General features: G+C 45.9%; 14 protein-coding genes. 9 read left to right on the forward strand and 5 right to left on the reverse strand.

Annotated features, from left to right (window positions below; genetic code table 11):
* Positions 1-239: 239 nt before the first annotated feature.
* From L1D22_RS10470 to L1D22_RS10485, 4 genes are all read right to left on the reverse strand, one after another.
* Positions 240-989 (reverse strand): sulfite exporter TauE/SafE family protein, encoded by a 750-nt coding sequence (locus L1D22_RS10470; RefSeq protein ID WP_239829720.1) that lies wholly within the window; start codon positions 987-989, stop codon positions 240-242.
* A gap of 206 nt (positions 990-1,195) precedes the next feature.
* Positions 1,196-2,716 (reverse strand): tripartite tricarboxylate transporter permease, encoded by a 1,521-nt coding sequence (locus L1D22_RS10475; protein WP_050650611.1) that lies wholly within the window; start codon positions 2,714-2,716, stop codon positions 1,196-1,198.
* Positions 2,717-2,726: 10 nt separating this feature from the next.
* Positions 2,727-3,227, reverse strand: coding sequence for a tripartite tricarboxylate transporter TctB family protein (locus L1D22_RS10480; protein WP_176681947.1), 501 nt, complete (start codon positions 3,225-3,227; stop codon positions 2,727-2,729).
* A 247-nt stretch (positions 3,228-3,474) separates the two neighbouring features.
* Positions 3,475-4,446 carry a tripartite tricarboxylate transporter substrate binding protein gene (locus L1D22_RS10485; protein ID WP_239829721.1) on the reverse strand — a complete coding sequence of 324 codons (972 nt, stop codon included), beginning with the start codon at positions 4,444-4,446 and terminating at the stop codon, positions 3,475-3,477.
* Between the two features lie 555 nt (positions 4,447-5,001).
* On the opposite strand from L1D22_RS10485, the gene L1D22_RS10490 reads away from it, so the two are divergent.
* From L1D22_RS10490 to L1D22_RS10525, 8 genes are all read left to right on the forward strand, one after another.
* On the forward strand, positions 5,002-5,721 hold the full coding sequence (locus L1D22_RS10490; protein ID WP_239829722.1) for a GntR family transcriptional regulator: 720 nt from the start codon (positions 5,002-5,004) through the stop codon (positions 5,719-5,721).
* Positions 5,722-5,758: 37 nt separating this feature from the next.
* The gene (prpB, locus tag L1D22_RS10495) at positions 5,759-6,655 is read left to right on the forward strand and encodes a methylisocitrate lyase (RefSeq protein ID WP_239829723.1); all 897 of its coding nucleotides are present in this window, start codon (positions 5,759-5,761) and stop codon (positions 6,653-6,655) included.
* A gap of 159 nt (positions 6,656-6,814) precedes the next feature.
* Positions 6,815-8,017: a 2-methylcitrate synthase gene (prpC, locus tag L1D22_RS10500; RefSeq protein WP_239829724.1), complete on the forward strand. Its 1,203-nt coding sequence runs from the start codon at positions 6,815-6,817 to the stop codon at positions 8,015-8,017.
* A 78-nt stretch (positions 8,018-8,095) separates the two neighbouring features.
* Positions 8,096-10,750 (forward strand): Fe/S-dependent 2-methylisocitrate dehydratase AcnD, encoded by a 2,655-nt coding sequence (gene acnD / locus L1D22_RS10505; RefSeq protein WP_239829725.1) that lies wholly within the window; start codon positions 8,096-8,098, stop codon positions 10,748-10,750.
* Between the two features lie 9 nt (positions 10,751-10,759).
* A complete protein-coding gene (prpF, locus tag L1D22_RS10510) occupies positions 10,760-11,932 on the forward strand; it encodes a 2-methylaconitate cis-trans isomerase PrpF (RefSeq protein ID WP_239829726.1) in 1,173 nt (390 codons plus the stop codon).
* A gap of 116 nt (positions 11,933-12,048) precedes the next feature.
* Positions 12,049-13,953, forward strand: coding sequence for a propionyl-CoA synthetase (locus tag L1D22_RS10515; protein WP_239829727.1), 1,905 nt, complete (start codon positions 12,049-12,051; stop codon positions 13,951-13,953).
* Positions 13,954-14,112: 159 nt separating this feature from the next.
* A complete protein-coding gene (locus L1D22_RS10520) occupies positions 14,113-14,592 on the forward strand; it encodes a GNAT family N-acetyltransferase (protein ID WP_239829728.1) in 480 nt (159 codons plus the stop codon).
* Positions 14,593-14,676: 84 nt separating this feature from the next.
* Positions 14,677-16,089 (forward strand): phosphatase PAP2 family protein, encoded by a 1,413-nt coding sequence (locus tag L1D22_RS10525; protein ID WP_239829729.1) that lies wholly within the window; start codon positions 14,677-14,679, stop codon positions 16,087-16,089.
* A gap of 79 nt (positions 16,090-16,168) precedes the next feature.
* Here the strand turns inward: L1D22_RS10525 and L1D22_RS10530 are convergent, their stop codons facing one another.
* Complete coding sequence (locus L1D22_RS10530) at positions 16,169-16,978, reverse strand: Cof-type HAD-IIB family hydrolase (protein WP_239829730.1); 810 nt, start codon at positions 16,976-16,978, stop codon at positions 16,169-16,171.
* A 185-nt stretch (positions 16,979-17,163) separates the two neighbouring features.
* Here L1D22_RS10530 and queE point away from each other — a divergent pair, with 185 nt between their 5' ends.
* The gene (queE, locus tag L1D22_RS10535) at positions 17,164-17,832 is read left to right on the forward strand and encodes a 7-carboxy-7-deazaguanine synthase QueE (RefSeq protein WP_345772805.1); all 669 of its coding nucleotides are present in this window, start codon (positions 17,164-17,166) and stop codon (positions 17,830-17,832) included.
* The last annotated feature ends 50 nt before the right edge of the window (positions 17,833-17,882 follow it).

The following is a 17,882-nucleotide window of genomic DNA, read 5'->3' on the forward strand; positions in this document are numbered from 1 at the left end:
CATGGATAGCCTCGGCTTCAAGACCGCAAAAGCATTTAGCCTCAGAGTTCGGTTTAAGAGTTAGTGTAATAAGTGATGCTGTCTGGTGAGACTTTACTATTTTAAAGCCTTCCCAGAATGACGATAGGAAAGTATGATTCGGCATGAAAACGGTAGTTTGTGTATGATTTTTGTTTGGCGACTAAACCATATCACTTACTACCGTTTTTGTTTTTAGTTCCCGCTAATCCGCGATGAACCTAAAAAAAGTAAGCCGTGATTAAGAAACTCGCGATGATCACTGTGTTACGAACATATTGTTGTGGGATTCGGCGAGAGATTTTTGCCGAGTAATAGCCACCAACCAAGGTCCCCATCAAAACGGCCATGCCGGAAGGCCAATCAATCGAGCCATTTACGATAAAAAACACGATTGCCGCGAGTGATGCACAAGCGGAAACAAGCAGCTTAATCCCATTCATCACGTTGATATTGGTGTAACCCGCCAGAGCCAAATAGCTCAATGTGACGATACCTAATCCCGCATTAAAATATCCGCCATAGATACACACGATCAATAGCAATAAAGCTGAAAAGAAGGCGCCAGCGCTGGTGGCGTGTTTGTGTTTTGCTGTCGCTTGTTTCAGCCATTTATTTAATGTTCCACCAAAGGTGAAAAGTAGGGCAGCGAACAGTAATAACCAAGGTACAGATTGAGTAAACAGTGCCTCTGGCGTGTGAAGCAGTAAGAAAGCACCAATACCACCGCCAATCACACATAGAGCAATGGTCAGTTTAAGTTGTTTGGTACCCGATTGGATCTCATGACGCAGTGCGTAAGCACCACTGATGTAGCCTGCACAGGATGCAAAGGTATTGGTCGCGTTGGCTGCGATAGGAGGCACGCCAGCAAACAATAGAGCGGGGAAGGTGATGAAGCTGCCTCCTCCGGCAATTGAGTTAAGCACGCCGCCAATTACGCCTGACAAGAATAGAATCAACCAATCCATAGTTTTAGAATCCAATGCGTTAAATGACTGGTTACCTTACTTGATTTTGTTATTAATATCAGGGATATGTGTTTTTCAGGAGTCGGATTGTGAGTTCGCTACCATCTTAGAGTTGTGTTCATTCTTGAGAGCAGGTACGAAAAAAGGAGCCTGAGGCTCCTTTTGTTTAGTTTAAAGTAAGTGATGTTCGCTTGCTTTATCTGAGTCTAAACTTCAACTGGTTTTGCTCTAAAGCTCTTGAATAGCTTGACCAGAATTGGGCTAGAAAGAACCAATACAGCCAAGATAGTGAACGTCATGGTGATAGGGCGTTCCCACAAGAAACTAAGCTCTCCATCGCTGATCATCAGTGCTCGTCTTAAGTTTTCTTCCATCAAGCCACCTAAGATAAAGCCAAGCAATAACGGGGCGAGTGGGAAGTTGGCAAGCCTTAATGCTATCGCTGCCATCGCCACTAGTAGCATCACAAATACGTCCATTGTGTTGAATGACACTAAGTAAACGCCTGTGATAGAGAAGAAGATGATCATTGGCAGTAATACTGTTCTTGGTACTGCCAGCAACTTAGAGATGTAAGGAATAAGCGGTAGATTCAAGATAACCAGTACGATGTTGCCAAAGTACATCGAGATAATCACCGACCAGAATACATCTGGGTGCTCAACGAACAGGCGAGGACCCGGTTGGATGCCGTAAGCGATCAATGCACCCAGCATGATAGCCGTTGTGCCAGAACCCGGAATACCCAGCGTCAGTAGCGGAACGAATGAACCACTTGATGCGGCGTTGTTTGCAGATTCTGGAGCAACAAGACCACGAATACTGCCTTTACCAAACTCTTTCTGTTTGTCTTTCGGTGCAAGGCTACGCTCCATGCCGTAACTTAAGAAAGCAGCGATGGTTGCGCCAGCACCCGGAAGTACGCCAGTAAAGAAGCCAAGAATCGAAGAACGAATCGAAACCGGAGCAACCTCTTTAATCTCTTCTTTGGTCACTTTCATGCTACCGATGTCAGACATCTTTTTGCTTTCTTCAGCGCTGTTGTCTTGCTCAGGTTTAAGAATACCCATTAGAGTTTCACCAAGCGCGAACGTTGCCATCGCCAACAATAGGAAGCTGAAGCCATCCATCAGATCCGTTAGGCCGAATGTGAAACGCTCAACACCAACACCTTTGTCGATACCTACCGTTGAAAGCATCAAGCCTAAGATAGTCATCATCCATGCTTTGATAACCTGTCCTGGGCCTGCAAACGCCGCTACAGCTGATAAACCTAATAGCATCAGTGCAAAGTAGTCAGAAGACTGGAAGCTCAGTGACACGCTTGCTAGAGCGGGTGCAGCGATCAAAAGCATGATTGCTGAAAGCGTACCACCAGTAAAAGAAGAGTAAGCAGCAAGGGCTAGTGCTTTACCTGCTTGGCCTTTTTGTGCCATTGGGTAGCCGTCGAACGCTGTTACCACAGTAGAAGAACAGCCCGGAGCGTTGATTAGGATTGATGACGTTGAGCCACCAAATACCGCGCCGTAGTAAACGCCAGCCATTAAGATTAGGCCTGATGATGGGTCTAGGCCGTAAGTGATAGGGATCATCAGAGCAATGGCTGAGATTGGACCTAGTCCCGGGAGCATCCCGATGAAGGTACCTACAAAACAGCCCACGATTACCATCATGATGTTCATTGGCATCACAGCGGTAGAAAGTCCTTGTAAAATTCCGTCTAACATAATGTTATCCCTACCAAAGAGTGAAGATTAAACCAGGCTCTAGGTAGATGTCTAAGCCTTGAGTTAAAAGAAGAAAGAACGCGATAACGAAAGGAAACGACGCGCCAAATAAAATAGATTTACGGCGCTCACCCAGTAGGTAGAAGCCCGCCAATAGGAAGAAGCTTGTTGCTAGAACGAAGCCAAGATATGTCAATCCAACGCCATAAAATGCCATCAGTACTAAGAAACCAATAAGTAGCTTCCAGTTTAAAGGTGCGGTTTCACACTTGAGCTTTTTGTCTGGCTGACCAGTCACAAGCAGGATCAGCGACAGCCCGATACCGATGAAAGTCAGCAGGGTAGGCAGTGTTCGCGCGGTAAAGGGTTCATATTCATCACCGGGAAACAGCGGAATCAGGGTGGTTTGGTAGCCGTAGCACAAGCACGCCAGCATAAAGATCAAAGCTCCGAGGCGATCGCCTGAAAGCAAAGATTCCTTACTGAAAAATTTGGTTGGTAAGTCCGACATATCCAACTCCATTTGGGTGGTGTAGAAAAGTAAAAAACCGTACATGAGCGAGTCAATGAAATGTCTGGGATCACTAACCGAAGGTAAGCGAATTACGATGCTTGAACTTAGCAAGCCACTTGCATTTACAACGAATCAGCAAGCGTGAGTAATACGTCTACGAATAAACAAAGGAGTTTGAAGTTAACTCATGTACGGCGAAACAAGGAAAGAGTAAGAGGGCACAAAGACCCTCTATCGTTGTTGGTTATTTCAAGAAACCAAGCTCACGCATTAGGTCGCCCATCTGTTTTTCTTGGTCTTCTAGGAAGGCGTAGAAATCTTTGTCCGCTTTGTAGTTATCGATCCAACCGTTACGGTCACGAACTACTTGCCACTCATCGGTTTTGTACATTTTTCCTAGAGCTTCATTCCACTCATCGATTTTCGCTTGGCTAGTATTTGGCGCCGCGAAGAATCCACGCCAGTTAGCAAATACAGTTTCATTGCCGTATTCAGTTAGTGTTGGAATGTCTGGCGCTGCCTCAAGACGTTTTGGTGCCGTTACAGCCAGTACTTTTACCTGTCCAGACTTAGACATCTCTAGTACTTCACCAAGGCCAGTTGAAAGCAGTTGGGTTTCGCCAGAAAGCAACGCAGCCATCGCTTTACCGCCCGCATCGTAAGCAATGTAGCGAACCTTTTTCGCATCAAAACCTTCGCCCTTGAACGCCGCAGCAACTACAAGGTGGTCCATGCTGCCACGAGCTGAACCGCCAGCAATTTTTACTTTACGAGGGTTTGTTTCGAATTCTTTTACCACGTCTTCCCACGTGTTGTATTTAGAATCAGCAGAAGCAACGATTGCGCCGTAATCGGCAATGGTTGCAGCAACAGGTGTTAGGTCACGAAAAGACTGTGGGAAAATACCCGTTAGAGAGCGCACAACGATAGGTGTTGAGTTCACCATCAGTGTGTCTTCTTGGCGTTGAGCCGTTTCAATTAGGTGTGCAATGGCTTTACCGCCGCCACCACCCGATAGGTTTTGGAAAGAGACATTTTCTACGATGTCTGATTTCACCAGTACATCACCAGTACCACGAGCTGTCATATCCCAACCGCCACCAGCGCCGCCAGGGATTAGGAAGTGGATTTTCTCTACGTCAGCAGCAAAAGTGTTAAAAGAAAAGGTTGCTGTGATGATAGAAGCCGCAAGAGTAGGTTTCAGTGCCTTGAACATGGTTCACGTTCCTTATGTAGGGGATCTCTTCAATGGAGAGAAACTTATGTTTTATATTCAGCTGCTAAACACACGAGTAGGGTATTGCTTAGCAGATGAAGTTAAAGTTAACGGTGTGTTAACGAATTGTCTTTAATGCGGCGATATTGAGAATAAAGAACATTGGGTGAATAAAGTTCATAAAGTTCACGGCAAGGTGAGCTAATGCCTTTATTCGTTGAGAGACATAACGTTTATCGTTGAACTCACTGACAAATATAGGTGAAGCGGTGTTTGGCAACTTAACTTGGTTAGTTGTCGACACATTGCTTTGACCAGCTTCAAGGTAAATAAAGGTTTAGTGAGGTGTAGTTTTATTAAATTTATTAATTAACAACGATTTAGTTTGATTTTGCGCTTGGTTTGTTCGTATTTAAGCTGATTAAGGAAAATACTACCTTAGTCTAAATTGTCGACAATTAACTTGATTGTCGACAATTTAATCGTGTATTTTATGTTCATGTTGTTAAATTGTTGACAGTTTGAGGTCAACAATGAGTAGTGAGCAGAGTGAATATGAATACTGCGATAAAAGATCTCACCTTAAGTACAAATACGAAAACTCGTGTGAACGATAAAGAAAACACCAAGTCAGAAAACCTGACGGAGTATTTGGTTGAAGCAATAGTCAACGGCGAGTTAGCGCCGGGCAGCAAGATCTCGGAGCCTGAGTTGGCTAAACGCTTTGAGGTCAGTCGTGGTCCTTTACGTGAAGCGATCATGCGGGTTGAAGGGCTAGGGCTTATTGAGCGTATTCCTCATGTCGGGGCGCGAGTTATTACATTCTCAGCAGACAAACTGCTTGAGCTTTACGCGGTGCGAGAGGCATTGGAAGGCATGGCTGCGCGACTCGCAGCAATACACATCACACAAGAAGAACTTATCGGCCTTGAAGGATTATTGTCGACACACTCTCAGCATATAGATGAAGTAGAGGGCTCCTCCTATTTCCATCAACACGGCGATTTCGATTTCCATTATCGAATCATTAAAGCCAGCCGCAACAGCAAACTCATTTCTCTATTGTGTGATGAGCTTTATCACTTATTACGCATGTATCGCTACCAATCGCCTAGAGCGCAGTCTCGACCAAAAGAGGCGCTTGATGAACATAAATATATCCTACAAGCAATTCGTAACCGTGATGAAGAGCTGGCAGAAATGCTGATGCGACGACATATCTCCGGTAGTCGACTGCTTATCGAACAACACATTCAATCCAAAGATATGGATTAACAGGCTTACAAATAAACAATTAACAGGGAGCGTCATTATGAAGTTATCAGCGGGAGCAAAGTTCCGAAAAGCTGTACAAGACAACGATCCACTGCAGATCGTCGGCACGGTGAATCCGTACTGCGCGATGATGGCAAAGAACTTGGGTCACCAAGCTATCTACTTGTCTGGCGGAGGTATCGCCAATGCGTCATATGGTTTACCTGATTTAGGTATCACCACATTGAACGATGTGTTGGTGGATGTGGAACGCATTACCAACGCGTGTGATTTACCTTTGCTGGTGGATATCGATACAGGATTTGGCGGCGCATTTAATATTGCACGAACCATTCGAGCAATGGAAAAAGCGGGCGCTGCTGCCATTCATATGGAAGACCAAGTGGCTCAGAAGCGATGTGGTCATCGACCAAACAAAGCGATTGTTAGTCAGCAGGAAATGGTCGATCGAGTAAAAGCGGCAACCGATGCAAGAATCGATGAGAGCTTTGTGATTATGGCTCGTACCGATGCTCTGGCCGTAGAAGGCATAGACAGTGCGATTGAACGTGCGATTGCCTGTGTCGAAGCGGGGGCGGACATGATTTTCCCTGAAGCGATGAATCAACTCGATCAGTACGTGAAGTTCTCGGCGGCACTGAAATCAGCAACCGGTAAGCATGTGCCTATCTTGGCTAACATTACCGAGTTTGGACAAACACCGCTCTACAACTGCAAAGAGCTGGCGCAATCTCATGTCGACATGGTGCTTTATCCACTCAGTGCATTCCGCGCAATGAACAAAGCGGCAGAGAATGTTTACAAACACTTGTTAGTTGAAGGCAATCAGGAAGCACTGTTGGATTCAATGCAAACTCGTAAAGAGCTCTATGAACACCTGAATTACCACGACTACGAGAACAAGCTTGATCAATTGTTTTCGAGTGAAGAATAAAACCAGTTTCAAATATTAAAACATCAACTTAATCCAATAACGTGAATGGTTAGTCAGCCACATCGGGTCCGTGAAATCGAGTGAGATAGTCGTGGTCATCGAATACAAATAGTCAGCACCAAAGAGTGCAGGGCGGCTAACCCAGAGAAGGAGTTCATCATGTCTGTATCTTTGAGTGATAAAGCAACTGTCGATAATGCTTCAACAGTAAACCAACAAGAAAGCGCAAAACCAGCAAGTACACCAGCGATTGGCGGTGCTGGTCTGCGTGGCCAGAGTGCTGGAACCACAGCGCTGTGTACCGTAGGAAAATCAGGAACAGGTTTAACTTACCGTGGCTATGATATTACCGACCTTGCGAATCATGCTCAATTTGAAGAAGTGGCGCACCTGCTACTAAGAGGCCATTTACCAAGCGAAAAAGAACTAGACGATTACAAAACATTGTTGGTTGGCTTACGTGGCTTGCCTCAACCCTTGAAAGCCGCTTTAGAGCTTATTCCTGCCGACGCTCATCCTATGGATGTGATGAGAACAGGTTGTTCAATGTTGGGTAACTTAGAGCAAGAATCTGACTTCTCTGAGCAACTATCGGCAACAGAACGTATGCTTGCGCTTTTCCCTGCCATTATCTGCTATTGGTATCGCTTCAGTCACGATGGCGTTCGCATTGATACACAAGACCAAAGCGAAGCATGTTTGGGAGGTTACTTCCTGAAGATGCTAACGGACAAATCGCCGAGTGAGCTGCATAAGAAGGTGATGCACTGTTCGCTAACGCTTTACGCAGAGCATGAGTTTAATGCCTCTACCTTTGCGGCTCGTGTTTGTGCATCAACACTGTCGGATATCCATTCGTGTGTAACAGCAGCAATTGGCACATTAAGAGGCCCTCTCCATGGCGGTGCGAATGAAGCGGCAATGGAAATGATCCAAGATTGGACAACTGCCGATGAAGCTGAAGCGAACATCATGAAGATGCTTGCGAACAAAGACAAAATCATGGGCTTCGGTCATGCCATTTATCGAGAGAGTGACCCACGCAACGCACTAATTAAACGTTGGTCAAAAGAGTTAGCACAAGAAGTGGGAGACGAGCAGCTTTACGCGGTATCTGAACGTGTAGAAGCGGTTATGAAGCGTGAGAAAGGCCTGTTCTGTAATGCGGATTTCTTCCATGCTTCTGCCTATCACTTCATGGATATCCCAACCAAACTATTTACGCCTATCTTTGTGATGAGTCGCCTTACCGGTTGGACGGCGCATGTGTTCGAGCAAAGAGAAAATAATCGCATCATTCGTCCAAGTGCAGACTACACCGGGCCAGAGCATCAAGACTGGCTACCTATACATTTACGTTAATCCTTTTGTTTCAAGGCGACTCATATATCGAGCTGTCCTTGAGAGCCAATGAATAGAATTTTAGATAATGGTGGATGTATGTCTGATGTGAAAATAGAGAAAAACCAGAGCGTTGAACAAAATATAGGCGTTGAAAATAGCCAATACAGAAAGGTTCTTCCGGGAACTGGCTTAGAATATTTCGATGCCCGTGAAGCGGTAGACGCGATATCTCCGGGCAGCTATAAAACCTTGCCGTATACGTCGAGAGTATTGGCAGAGCAATTGGTAAGACGCTGTGATCCAGCTGCTCTTGAAGATAGCTTGAAACAAATCATCGAACGTAAGAGCGACTTAGATTTTCCTTGGTATCCAGCACGTGTCGTGTGTCATGACATTCTGGGTCAAACTGCTTTAGTTGATTTAGCGGGCTTACGAGATGCGATTGCTGACCAAGGTGGGGACCCAGCCAAAGTAAACCCAGTAGTCGAAACTCAACTGATTGTTGATCACTCCTTAGCTGTGGAACATGCTGGGTTTGATAATGAAGCGTTTGATAAGAACCGTGCAATTGAAGAGCGTCGAAACGAAGACCGTTTTCATTTCATTGAATGGTGTAAAACGGCGTTTAAAAACGTCAGTGTGATTCCTGCGGGTAACGGAATTATGCACCAGATTAACCTGGAAAAGATGTCTCCGGTTATTCAATCTAAACAAGGTATAGCGTTCCCAGATACCTGTGTTGGTACCGATAGTCACACTCCTCACGTTGATGCGCTGGGCGTTATTGCGATTGGTGTCGGTGGTTTGGAAGCCGAGACGGTAATGCTAGGTCGTCCGTCGATGATGCGCTTGCCAGACATCGTGGGCGTTAAACTAACCGGTCAGCGACAAGAAGGCATTACGGCGACTGATATTGTGCTCGCAATTACTGAGTTTCTTCGTAGTGAAAGGGTGGTTTCAAGCTACTTAGAATTCTTCGGTGAAGGCGCGCGTGCATTGACTATTGGTGACCGTGCGACTATCTCAAACATGACGCCTGAATACGGTGCCACGGCAGGCATGTTCTACATTGATGAGCAGACCATTCAATACCTTAAATTGACAGGTCGTGATCCGGAGCAGGTTGAGTTAGTCGAACTTTACGCTAAGCAAACAGGACTGTGGGCGGATGATCTCGATTCGGCTCAATATGAGCGTGTGCTTGAGTTTGATTTGTCGAAAGTTGAGCGAAACCTCGCAGGACCTTCGAACCCTCATCGCCGCTTACCAACCAGTGAACTTGCACAGCAAGGTATCAGCCAAGCTGCTTGGAAAGAGCAACATGCTGAGCAATATAGTGATGACCAAATGCCAGATGGTGCGGTGATTATCGCAGCGATTACCTCATGTACCAATACCAGTAACCCAAGAAACGTAGTGGCGGCAGGGCTAGTAGCTAAAAAAGCCAATCAACTTGGTTTGGTTCGTAAGCCTTGGGTTAAAACGTCATTTGCTCCGGGGTCTAAGGTTGCCAAGCTCTATTTAGAGTCAGCAGGTTTACTTCCTGAACTGGAACAGTTGGGTTTCGGCATTGTCGGCTATGCATGTACGACTTGTAACGGTATGAGCGGGTCGTTGGATCCTGAAATCCAACAAGAGATCATTGATCGCGACCTCTATTCCACCGCTGTGTTATCGGGCAATCGAAACTTTGATGGTCGAATCCACCCTTATGCAAAACAAGCCTTTCTAGCCTCACCGCCATTGGTGGTTGCTTATGCGTTGGCGGGTACGATTCGCTTTGATATCGAGAAAGACAGTTTAGGTACAGACAACAACGGTAAGCCAATTTACCTAAGTGATTTGTGGCCAAGCGACGTGGAGATTGATGCGGTTGTCGGTGAGCATGTTAAACCACAGCAGTTCCAACAAATTTACGTGAAAATGTTCCAGCCAGATGATGAGCAGCTAAGCAGCGAGCCGCTTTATGACTGGCGACCTCAAAGTACTTATATTCGCAGACCACCTTATTGGGAAGGAGCTCTTGCGGGAGAACGAAGCCTTTCAGGTATGAGACCGTTAGCGATTCTTGGTGACAACATCACCACGGATCATCTATCACCTTCAAATGCGATTCTCGCTTCGAGTGCGGCAGGTGAGTACTTGGCGAAAATGGAAGTGCCGGAAGAGGACTTTAACTCTTACGCGACCCATCGAGGCGATCATTTAACCGCGCAACGAGCGACGTTCGCCAACCCGAAGCTGTTTAATGAAATGGTGAAGGACGCTGGAGAAATTGTGCAAGGTTCATTGGCACGAGTAGAACCCGAAGGTCAGGTCACTCGTATGTGGGAAGCAATAGAAACCTACATGAATCGCAAGCAACCTTTGATTGTCGTTGCTGGCGCAGACTACGGACAAGGTTCATCACGCGATTGGGCGGCCAAAGGAGTTCGCTTAGCGGGTGTTGAAGTCATCGTTGCAGAAGGGTTTGAGCGAATCCACAGAACCAACTTAGTCGGTATGGGCGTATTACCCCTGCAATTCAAAGTGGGAACGGATCGACATACTTTAGAACTGGACGGCACTGAGCTTTACGACGTTTACGGCGACATTGAAGCGGGTTCTGATTTGGCGTTGGTCATCACTCGTAAAAGCGGTGAAAAGCTTGATGTGCCAGTGATCTGTAGATTGGATACGGCAGACGAAGTAAGTGTGTACAGCGCTGGTGGCGTATTACAACGCTTTGCCAAAGACTTTCTCGCGCAATAGGAGCCTGTGATGAACATTAAACAGATAAAAGTCCCAGCAACTTATATGCGTGGAGGAACCAGCAAAGGTGTTTTCTTCTTCTTGAATGACTTACCCGAAGCGGCGCAAGTTGCGGGGCCTGCGAGAGACGAGTTTCTTCTGCGTGTGATTGGCAGCCCAGATCCTTATGGTAAGCAAATTGATGGTATGGGAGGCGCGACGTCCAGCACCAGTAAAACCGTCATTGTGTCGAAGAGTGATAAAACCGATCACGATGTTGACTACCTCTTTGGTCAAGTGGCAATAGACAAGCCATTTGTCGATTGGAGTGGTAACTGCGGTAATTTGTCTGCGGCGATTGGTCCGTTCGCCATTCATACTGGATTAGTTGATTCAAGCCGTATTCCTGAAAACGGTGTGTTCGAAGTGCGAGTATGGCAAGTCAATATCGAGAAAACCATTATTGTTCATGTGCCTATCGTGGACGGTGAAGTTCAAGAGTTGGGCGATTTCGAACTCGATGGTGTGACTTTCCCCGCCGCTGAAATTCAGGTCGATTTTCTAGACCCGGCAGATGGGAGTGGGTCGATGTTTCCGACGGGAAATGTGGTCGATTTCTTAGATGTCCCGGAGTTAGGTTGCATCAAAGCGACTTACATCAATGCTGGGATACCGACCATTTTTGTTGATGCTGAATCGGTCGGATATCAAGGCACTGAGCTTCAATCAGATATCAATAGTGATCCAAACGCCTTGGCATTGTTTGAGTCTATCCGAGCACATGGCGCAGTCGCGATGGGACTTATTGATTCGTTAGAACAAGCTGAATCACGCCAGCACACCCCAAAGGTTGCCTTTGTGGCCAAGCCTCAAGCGTACCAAGCTTCAAGTGGCAAGTCAGTTGCTACGGATGATACTGACCTGCTGGTACGCGCTCTGTCTATGGGGCAGCTGCATCACGCCATGATGGGCACAGCTGCGGTTGCCATTGCTTCAGCGGCGAGTGTTCCGGGTACGCTAGTGAATTTAGCGGCGGGGGGRGGCTCTCGTGACTTTGTGACCTTTGGGCACCCATCAGGAACGCTAAAGGTCGGAGCTAAAGCGCTAGAGACAGAAAGTGGATGGAAAATCGAGAGGGCGATTATGAGTCGTAGTGCCCGAGTGATCATGGAAGGTGCCATTCGTGTGCCTTTTCCCAAGTAAAGCGATTGTCGTGAACGGTTAAAGGTTCCGAAAACAACGCTGAGAAAAGAGTGCAACCAAGTGCTACTGCTAAAGGCTAGCCGCTTGGAAAATGGATAAATCATGGAGGAGGCACTATGTCTGCTACAAATCGAATGACTAGAAAAACGGATTACATCACCGAGTATCAATGGGCGAGGGAAGACCCAAACTCATTTTGGGAAACACAATCACAAGCGATTGATTGGTTTGAGTCTCCAAAAACGATATTACAAACGGACGATAACGGTATTGAACGCTGGTTCCCTGATGGCGTGATGAATACTTGCTGGTTGGCTTTGGATTATCATTGCGAAAATGGCCGTGGTGATAAGGTCGCGCTGATATACGACTCGCCAGTTACGGGCATTAAGTTGACTTACACTTACAATGAGCTTCGCGAACAAGTGGCTAAAACCGCTGGTATGTTGGCGGAACAGGGCGTCACCAAAGGCGATCGTGTAGTCATCTACATGCCAATGATTCCTGAAGCGGCTATGGCAATGTTAGCCTGTGCTCGGTTAGGTGCGGTGCACTCTGTGGTGTTCGGTGGATTTGCTCCGCACGAGCTTGCGGTTCGAATTGAAGATGCTGAACCTAAAGTATTGATCACCGCCTCATGTGGCATCGAAATCAACAAGGTTCTACCGTATAAGCCGATGGTTGACCGCGCAATCATGGATAGCCGCTGGAAGCCAGAGAAAGTTGTAGTTTTCCAAAGAGAGCAATGCCTTGCTGAGTTAAACAATGAGCGTGATTTGCATTGGCAACAAGCCGTTGCTAGCGCTGAGCCTCATGAGTGTGTACCTGTTTTAGCAACTGATCCGTTATATATTCTCTACACCTCGGGCACGACAGGCAAACCCAAAGGCGTGGTCCGCGATAATGGCGGCCATGCGGTCGCGATGAAATACTCGATGAGTACCATCTACGATATGCCGCAAGACGGTGTATTTTGGGCGGCTTCCGATGTGGGTTGGGTCGTTGGGCATTCCTATATTGTCTATGCACCTTTGATTCATGGTTGTACGACGATTCTGTTTGAAGGTAAACCAGTGCGAACGCCTGATCCGGGCGCATTCTGGCGAGTGTGTGAAGAATACAAAGTCGATGTTCTATTCTCGGCGCCAACGGCATTCAGAGCGATAAAAAAGGAAGACCCAGAAGGTGAGTTGCTCATCAAGTATGACTTGTCATCACTCAAGTCGATCTTCATGGCCGGCGAGCGTTTAGACCCGCCAACATTGGATTGGGTTGAATCTCATACGAGCAAACCAGTTATCGACCATTGGTGGCAGACCGAGACGGGTTGGGCTATCTCAGCTAATCCGACAGGGCTAGAGTCTTTACCGGTGAAAGCGGGCTCTTCAACTAAACCTGTGCCGGGTTATCAAGTGGAGATCCTCAATGAGTTGGGTGAGCCTGCACAAGCTAACCAACAAGGCTTCGTCGCACTTAAAAGACCGCTTCCACCTGGCTGTTTACCGACGGTATGGCGCAACCATGATAGGTTCGAATCGGGTTATTTAAGTCAATTCCCAGGTTATTATGTCTCGGGCGATGGTGGTTATCTCGATGAAGAGGGTTACCTATTTATCATGGGACGCATTGATGACGTGATAAATGTCGCAGGGCATCGTTTGTCTACTGGTGAAATGGAAGAGATTGTTGGTGGTCACCCTGCCATCGCTGAATGTGCCGTGGTTGGTATTCACGATGAATTAAAAGGTCAGCTTCCTCTTGGGTTAGTTGTTCTGAAAGATGGCGTGAAAGTGGATGGCGAAGACCTTCAAGCTGAGCTGGTGGGTAAGGTTCGAAATGAGATTGGTGCTGTCGCATGTTTTAAGCAAGCCTTAGTGGTCGAGAGGCTTCCTAAGACGCGTTCTGGCAAGATCTTACGCAGAACTATCCGACAGATAGCCGAAGGTGAACAATACGTGGTGCCTTCAACCATTGACGACCCAACAAGCCTAACGGAAATTGCCGAAAAGCTTGGTAAGTAGATTCCAATCTAAATCAAAAATGGTCACTTTATGTGGCCATTTTTGTATTTAAAACACTCAGTTCAAACAACGGATTAATTCAATAGCTTGTATAGACACTCACTGCAAGTAAACTAGACTCTGTTTAGATATTAATTGGGTTTTAGAAGCGTACTTGTCATGAACGTCATTTTAAGGGCTGCAAAGCATACCGATCTCGAGCAACTTAACGAGTTAATGTTCGATCTTCATCACCACCATCACATTGCTTGTCCTGAGCATTTTAAAACAGCAGAAGAGATAGAGCAGGAGAAGAGTATTGCAAGATACTTAGATGACCCTGAATGCTTGGTGTATGTGGCGTTAAGAGGTGAACTGATTGTTGGTTTCATTTCTGGACATTTTTGCGAGCTTATCTCTACTGTGAGCAAACCGGTTCAGATGGGCAGTGTTGATGAACTTTTTGTTTTACCAGAATACCGAAAAGCAGAAGTTGCCCAGATGCTGTTTAATCGTGTCGAGTCTACTTTTGAAGACTACGGAGTGACTCAGGTTTTTGTTGAGGTTTGGGACTTTAATTCACCTGCCAAGGACTTCTATCAAAAAATGGGGTTCACACCTCACATTCAATGGATGAGGAAGGCTTTGAATAAAACATAGACAGCGATTTTGTGTGGATTTAATTACAATAGGCTCGATGCATTAGCAGTCTTTATTTTTTTCTATTATTTTTAGGTAAATTCGTTGGTTATTCGATATTTATTAGTTCTTATTCTGTCTATTTTGAGTACTACTTCCGCTTGGGCGAGCAACACCTTGCCTGATCATATTGCGGGCGCCTTATGTGTAGTGCGTGCTGATAACCAAATTGTGTTGGTTGATGAACTGATCACAGGTCAATTATCTCTGCCGGGTGGCACGGTTGTTTCTGGGGAGCCGACAGCTATCGCAGCGCAACGTGAAACTTGGGAAGAAGCCGGTTTGTCCGTCACCGTTGGTGATGTGTTGGGTTACACCGACAGCGCCGTTGTGTTTGATTGTGTCTCTGATTCTGAAGTGATCAGTTATCAAGCTCGAAATGAGCTAGGTGGTTTTGAACTTCCTATCTGGTTTGCTCCTCACTATGGGGTCGAGGTCAGCAGGGCGATGTTACTTCCTCCTAATGAGTTGGAATCAAACCAGTACCGTTACCCAGAACAGTGGTCTGAGATTAACGAACTGTTTCTTTCTGCGACGGATCAGCCAGTGACTTATGTGACTGAGCTGGTGGGCGCTGCGCCGAAAGTTCACCAAGTCGAATTGAACTGGATTGTTTCACTTCAAAACACGTTCGATAATTTACCGAGTGTGTTTTCTAATACGGTACTTTTGACTGACTTACTCGCAAAGTCTTGGGTTTTCATCATTATCCTTCCGTTGATTGCTTGGTATTTTGGCCGTAATTTTGCGTTGAAGTTTGGTTTCACGTTGATATCAGTAACGCTGCTTACGCTAATTGCCCACCAAGGCTTTGGCTTTCCACGACCGCACGCTTATCTTCCAACACTGAAATTGGTGATGAGCAGTGGCTATAGCTTTCCAAGCCAACTAGCGGCTCTATGGGTTAGTTTGACTTTGTTGGTGCTTTGGAAGCTTAAACGCCTGTTTGAACAGAAATCGTTGTTGATTGTGATAGCCGGTCTACTTTGGATTATGTTGTTTAAGTCTTACTCAGGCAGTGCTTTCTTTAGCGATGTCTTGATGGGAGGCATATTAGGTGCGTTAACAACGTGGCATATCGTGAGGTTAGACACTAAGCCTGATGTTGATATCAGTGTGTTATTGAGCTCTAAAGGTGTTTGGTGGGGGCTGTGCCTACTATCAATTGTTCTAACCGTTATCTGGCCATTGCCAACCTTCTCATTCTGGGTGGCTATTTTGATGACGATTGCTTGTTTGGTGACGTTAACGGATTCAAAACCTTTGGTTGGTCAGTTCTCATTTAGGGTCGTAGCTGGGGTTATTGTGATGTTACTTGCCGGTAACCTGTTGATCAGTTGGGCTGGGAGCTTTGTCTCTTTTAGTGGCATCGCTTCCTTTATTGTCGAAACGTTACGTTTTCCAATATTGATTCTATTTGGTGTTGTCGCATTCCGTCTGCCTTGGGCTAGGAAATAGCTAAACTACTCGTGTTAAATAAAAGAAGGCTGTGCACTGTACAGCCTTCTTTGTTTCAACGATACACTATCGAAAATGCTTATGAGTTGAAGATAAACTTTTCAATCGCAACAGCTACGCCGTGGTCATCATTGCTTGCTGTAATGTAGTCAGCTAGCTTCTTGGTTTCTTCCATTGCGTTATCCATTGCAATCCCAAGGCCAGCGTATTCAAGCATATGGTGGTCGTTTTCAGCATCTCCCATACAGATCACTTCTTCGGCTTTAATACCTAAGTGCTTAGCGATTGCTTCAATACCCACACCTTTGTTTGAATTTGGGTTTAAGAACTCTAAGAAGAAGGGTGCACTTTGCACGATGGTAAACTGAGTCTTTAGTTCTTGTGGCAACTTGCTGATGATTTCGGTCAACTTGCTAGGCTCAGCAACAATCATGGTCTTGATGATTTCGTGATCGTCTTCTAGTTGAGAAAAGTCGAACTCGGTAATGTCTAAACCATTAATGCGTGCTTCAATGCCAGTGTATTCGTTGTTCTCTGGTGTAATTAAACCATGAACCTTGCTGAATGCATGAACGTAACCACCTAGCTGTTTAGCAAGTGCTGCGATTTCTTTCGCGGCTTTACCATTGCTGATCTCGCTGTGAATGATCTCTTTTGTCGACACATTCTGAACCATAGAGCCGTTGTAGAAGAGCACAAAGTCATCTTCGCCGTTGATTGAAAGCTCATCGAGTTTACTTTGCATGCCTTCTAAAGGGCGACCAGAAGCCAGAACCACTCTCACACCTGCAGCACGAGCTTTAGCGATCGCGTCTTTGTTCTCTTGAGAAATCACTTTTTCACTGTTAAGCAGTGTGCCATCCATATCAAGAGCAATCAGTTTGTACATGTTGTTCCTTACTAAAAAATTAAAAGCTAACGAAATCTAATGGGCGAAAGGATAAGGGAACTTGAAACTTCAGGCTAGGGCTTTGATCAACTGATTTATCAGTACTCATTTGTTTGACCAAAAGAGGTAAGTGCTTTAAGGTCTGCGGTTGATTAATTTCATCAAATAATTGAGCTGAGGGAAAGTTGTACAAGATTAATGAAATGTTTGAAACCATCCAAGGCGAGGGCGTATTTACCGGCGTTCCTGCTGTTTTTGTTCGTCTGCAAATTTGCCCAGTTGGCTGTTCTTGGTGTGATACCAAACAGACTTGGGAAGCATTGCCAGAAGATGAAACTAGCCTTGGCGATATCATGGTTAAGACAGAGGATTCACCCACTTGGTCAGCCATTGATGCCCAAGGAATCGTCAATGAATATATCAAGCAAGGTTACACGGCTAAACACATTGTGATTACTGGTGGTGAGCCGTGCATTTATGATCTTGTCCCGCTTACTGAAGCGTTTGAGCAACACGGTTGTCGTTGTCAGATTGAGACCAGCGGTACGTCAGAAGTTAAAGCAACAACTGATACTTGGGTTACTGTGTCACCGAAAGTGGCAATGAAAGCGAAACTGGAAATTTTAGACAGTGCCTTACAACGCGCTAACGAGATTAAGCATCCAGTAGGAACCGGAAAAGACATCGAACAGCTAGATGGTTTACTAGAGCGAGCGGATGTTTCGAGCGACACAGTAATCGCATTGCAACCGATTAGCCAAAAAGACCGCGCGACACAGCTTTGTATTGATACCTGCATTGAGCGCAATTGGCGTTTATCAATCCAAACTCACAAGTATTTGAGCATCGCGTAGTTGGTTAGATCGCATAGTTGGTTAGATTGTAGATAGCTCGTCAGTTTTAG

The sequence above is a fragment of the Vibrio sp. Isolate34 genome (assembly GCF_022397915.1).
Lineage (GTDB): Bacteria > Pseudomonadota > Gammaproteobacteria > Enterobacterales > Vibrionaceae > Vibrio.

Coding starts and splice junctions, on each gene's coding strand:
- L1D22_RS10470 (WP_239829720.1), bottom strand. CDS start 989: ATGGATTGGTTGATTCTATTCTTGTCAGGCGTAATTGGCGGCGTGCTT.
- L1D22_RS10475 (WP_050650611.1), bottom strand. CDS start 2,716: ATGTTAGACGGAATTTTACAAGGACTTTCTACCGCTGTGATGCCAATG.
- L1D22_RS10480 (WP_176681947.1), bottom strand. CDS start 3,227: ATGTCGGACTTACCAACCAAATTTTTCAGTAAGGAATCTTTGCTTTCA.
- L1D22_RS10485 (WP_239829721.1), bottom strand. CDS start 4,446: ATGTTCAAGGCACTGAAACCTACTCTTGCGGCTTCTATCATCACAGCA.
- L1D22_RS10490 (WP_239829722.1), top strand. CDS start 5,002: ATGAATACTGCGATAAAAGATCTCACCTTAAGTACAAATACGAAAACT.
- prpB (WP_239829723.1), top strand. CDS start 5,759: ATGAAGTTATCAGCGGGAGCAAAGTTCCGAAAAGCTGTACAAGACAAC.
- prpC (WP_239829724.1), top strand. CDS start 6,815: ATGTCTGTATCTTTGAGTGATAAAGCAACTGTCGATAATGCTTCAACA.
- acnD (WP_239829725.1), top strand. CDS start 8,096: ATGTCTGATGTGAAAATAGAGAAAAACCAGAGCGTTGAACAAAATATA.
- L1D22_RS10515 (WP_239829727.1), top strand. CDS start 12,049: ATGTCTGCTACAAATCGAATGACTAGAAAAACGGATTACATCACCGAG.
- L1D22_RS10520 (WP_239829728.1), top strand. CDS start 14,113: ATGAACGTCATTTTAAGGGCTGCAAAGCATACCGATCTCGAGCAACTT.
- L1D22_RS10530 (WP_239829730.1), bottom strand. CDS start 16,978: ATGTACAAACTGATTGCTCTTGATATGGATGGCACACTGCTTAACAGT.